This is a genomic window from Rhodopirellula maiorica SM1 (assembly GCF_000346295.1).
GTDB lineage: Bacteria > Planctomycetota > Planctomycetia > Pirellulales > Pirellulaceae > Novipirellula > Novipirellula maiorica.
On the sequence record NZ_ANOG01001023.1, the window covers coordinates 1 to 3967 of the forward strand.

At 54.4% G+C, this 3967-nt stretch carries 4 protein-coding genes and 1 pseudogene; 2 read left to right on the forward strand and 3 right to left on the reverse strand.

Going from position 1 to position 3967, the window contains the following annotated elements:
• The 3 genes and pseudogenes from RMSM_RS33090 to RMSM_RS33100 form a co-directional block, all read right to left on the reverse strand.
• Positions 1 to 451 (reverse strand): annotated as a pseudogene (locus tag RMSM_RS33090) (hypothetical protein); the annotation flags it as partial.
• A 20-nt stretch (positions 452 to 471) separates the two neighbouring features.
• The gene (locus tag RMSM_RS33095) at positions 472 to 1170 is read right to left on the reverse strand and encodes a TVP38/TMEM64 family protein (protein ID WP_052031921.1); all 699 of its coding nucleotides are present in this window, start codon (positions 1168 to 1170) and stop codon (positions 472 to 474) included.
• Positions 1171 to 1197: 27 nt separating this feature from the next.
• The gene (locus RMSM_RS33100; protein WP_008708058.1) at positions 1198 to 1626 is read right to left on the reverse strand and encodes a TraR/DksA family transcriptional regulator; all 429 of its coding nucleotides are present in this window, start codon (positions 1624 to 1626) and stop codon (positions 1198 to 1200) included.
• A 571-nt stretch (positions 1627 to 2197) separates the two neighbouring features.
• On the opposite strand from RMSM_RS33100, the gene RMSM_RS33105 reads away from it, so the two are divergent.
• Complete coding sequence (locus tag RMSM_RS33105) at positions 2198 to 3031, forward strand: metallophosphoesterase family protein (RefSeq protein WP_008708060.1); 834 nt, start codon at positions 2198 to 2200, stop codon at positions 3029 to 3031.
• Between the two features lie 452 nt (positions 3032 to 3483).
• On the forward strand, positions 3484 to 3967 hold a 484-nt coding region (locus tag RMSM_RS33110), incomplete at its 3' end, for a DUF3417 domain-containing protein (RefSeq protein WP_008708065.1).

The window sequence follows — 3967 nt, forward strand, 5'->3', positions numbered from 1 at the left end:
CCACTCGCCCTACGTGCCGAACAAAAGCGTCGACCTGTCCGGTTGCAATCAATACGAACGAGGGAACCGCGATCGACAGTAGTGGCACCGCAGCGAGGAAGAACGAAGTCCACTGCATCGCGAGCGCTGCGTAGCTGACGGCGATCAATCCGTACGTCGCTCGCGTCACCGATCGCGGGATCGCAGGTGTCAACGGCAGGGCTGCGAACTCACGCATTGCCAACCCGCTGACAATGCCCAGGACCGCGACCATAACTAACCGCCCCAGCAATGCGGATACAATCACGACGAGGGTCACGATCCACCAGCTTTTTAGACTGCGAAGACGCGACTGGGCGATCTCGGGTGATTGCCGGCGAATCGTCGTGACCCGGATGCAGGTTCCCACCAGCAGAGCGGAAACAGCGATCATCGCAGCGAATTGTACGTTCGGTGGGACAGGAAAGGGCATAGTGAGAACAATCAAGGGAATCACAGGTGTTGAGAGAGCGTGTCCTCATCCAATTCCGGCTCTCCATGCGGAAACCGTCGCAGCCCCCACCGCGTCACAATTGGCAACAGAGCAAAAAGCGAGAGTAAGGCAAACAGCTTCAAATCCACGATGCTCCACACGCCTTGTTGAGCGATTGTTCGCAGCGTTGGCAATTGAGACCCCGCAAGCACAAACACGATTGTGCCTGGCAACATTCCCACCCAGGTTGTCCAAGCGAACGTGGTGACCGGAATCGCGGTTGCTCCGGACGCATAATTGATCAACGTATAGGGTGCATGAACGAGTCGAAGCGAAAGTAAGTAGCTGCCACCGTTGCGCGCGATCGCTCGGTCGATCGCCTCGATGATTTTCGACAACTTGGCCTCGACGACCTCGCGAAACAAATAACGCACGACCAGAAAACTGATCACAGCAGCGATCGTCAATGCAACGCTGGCAATCGCCAAGCCAATCCAAAACCCAAACAACCAACCATAGACGATCGATTTGCCGGTCGTACCAGGCACCAACGAAAGCGCGAGATAAATCACGAAACCTGAAAGCGGCGACCAAAAAGGATGATTTTGAACATAACTACGCAGCGAATCTTCGCGTTCAAATATCGGATCCAATGACAATTTGTCGCCGAATCCAATCCATCCGATAACTACGATCAACAATAAAACAACGACAAGCATCCGGCGCCAATGCATCAACAGCGACCTCTAAGTACGAGACGACGTGGAACGCGAGCGTCGCGGGTTTGCCTGTGGAGCGTTGTTAGACAAACGAATCGAATCTTGCAGTGACTCCTTTGCTTCCTGACACAACACGCATTTGTCCGCAAAAGGGACTTTGCGCAACCGATCAATCGGGATGTTTTTTGAACAATCAACGCACCGCCCGTACGCTCCCTCTTTGACTCGCAGCAATGCCGCTTGGATGGCAGCTAGCTCATCGCTTTCGGCTTCCGCCAATGTGGAATTCACGGTGGCGTAATCCAATTCCACTGCGGCGTCGGCAAGATCGCCGGCAACGGCGTCGTCCGAGTTGTGGAGCTCGGAAAGTTCTCCATCGAGCAATTCCAGCAATTCCCTACGTCGTTGCACCAATTTCTTGGTCAACGATTTGATTTGGTCTTCGCGTTTCATCATCGGTCCTCCGTCGTGGAACGGCCGGTCCTAGACACAAAACATCATACGTCTCTGTCGCTACCAACCGATTAGAACGAGCCATCAACGGCAACATTCATGCCATTTGTGAGCAAAATCCGTTGACGGCTTGTTGATTTAGTCCAAATTAAATTGCAACGGTGAGCCATGGGCCGTCAGACACCCTCTTAGCGCGTTCTACCCTGCCGCTGACGAGAACGTCCGGCTTAGGGTGACTTTAACAACTCGCATTCGTTCTTTTTTAAGGCCGGAGGCCGGTACAATTCATGCCGGTGGTGTTAACCACCGGTTTGGAATGCAGCAAATCCAAGGCCGGAGGCCGACACATTTACACAGTCATTGTGTCGGCCTCCGGCCTTTGCAGCTCATTCGCTACATCCCGTGGCCTTACGGCCACGGCAGAGGATGTATCGGCCTCTGGCCTAAGGCCGTTGGTATGAGTTGTGCACGATGACCATTTCCAAACGATTCATCCCCAACGCAAATCGACCGCTGTAGGGGGAGGCGGCCGAGAAAGGGGACGCCGAGCACCCAACCAACTCCAACACGTGCCATGAAGATCCTGCACATTTCCGACCTGCATTTTGGGCCGCCGTACCTGCCACGCGTGGGGCAGGCATTGATTGAACTCGCTCCGAAACTAGACGCGGACGCAATCGTCGTTAGCGGCGATTTGACTCAGCGAGCCAAACGTGAGCAGTTTGTTGCCGCCCGTGAATTCTTGGATCAACTTCCGAAGTGTCCGATGTTGGTGATCCCTGGCAACCATGATGTGCCGTTATACCGAGTCAAGGAGCGGTTGACCGATCCGTTGGGGTTGTACCGCGAGATCATCACGGACGATCTTGCACCCGTATTAAAGTTGGACGAGGCAATTATCGTCGGGCTCGATTCGACATCGCCTCGTCGAGCGATATCCAACGGACGGATTGTCCCGTCCCAGCTTGAGCATTCCGGCCAAGTCTTCCGGTCTGCTTCTCCCGACCTTTGCAAGATTTTGGTCGCTCATCATCATTTCGCTCCCGCTCCGGACAATTTGCGTGACAACGCGATGCCGAAGGCCAAGAGAGCGATCAACCAGTTCGTCGATCAGGGAGTTGAACTGATCCTGGGCGGCCATTTGCATCGCGCCTACATCGGCAACTCGTTGGATTTCTATTCAGGGAATCACCGCGACCGCGGCATTGTGATTGTCCAGTGCGGCACGACAACTTCGCGTCGCGGACGCGGGCGCGAACGCGAAAAAAACTCGTTCAATCTAATTGAAATCGCGCCGGAGACACTGACGATCACCCATCATATGTTCTTCGACGAGCATGGCGATTTCGATGCACTCAGCCGTCATCAATTCCCCCGCCATGGCCGCGTGTTCAAGTCGCTCGGCTAATCATCCGGCGAAGACGTTTTTGGTTCATGCTTGGAACCAGCTGAGTTCACTTGTGCGGTCTCGCCCCGCTGCCTGAGCCTCGGGGACCAATGATTCGCAACACTCAGGCGAAAGTCGTTGACGGCTTTCGCTACTGCGGGAAAGCTGGCACGAATGTGCAAAGTTGGGCAAGGGGGGTGTGCGATGAGAGACCAGGTCGAAAGCTTGTTTCGCTAAGGAGTATGGCACGAATCATCCTGCAACGATTGGTTTTTGGTCGACCTGTGGGATTTGGCACCGATGTTGCTTCGCTCACCGGAATTCCATTTTGTACGATGAACACAGAATCAGAAAATGTCCGCTAAGGATTTCCGAGACGTCAAAGCCAACGTTGGGTCAGTCAACACGGATGCGAGACACTGTCTGCAAGGCATCGGTCGCATGGTAACTCGATCTGGCGAGGCAGCTGTAGGATGAGTGATAATCCACGCCACGTTCATCCGGTCTACGATCTGTTTCCAATTGAGATCGACGGGTTTGAAGCGTTGGCTGAATTGGCGTTGGATCTTCGTTCATCATGGAACCATGCGACGGATGAGGTATGGCGTCGGTTGGACCCCGAACTCTGGCAGATCACTCGAAATCCGTGGGTCGTGCTGCAAACGGTGTCACGGCAACGGATCGAGCACGTCCTGGGTGATACGGCGTTTCGAAAGAAAGTCGATCAGTTGGCCAGTGTGCGGAAACAAACGGCGGAGCAGCCAGCGTGGTTTCAACAAACGTATCCGGTAACGACACCGCTGACGTGTGCCGCCTACTTTAGTATGGAATTCATGCTCAGCGAAGCGTTACCAATCTATTCAGGTGGCTTGGGGAATGTTGCTGGCGACCAGCTCAAAGCGGCGAGCGATCTTGGGGTGCCGGTTGTTGGTGTGGGGCTGTTATATCAACAGGGTT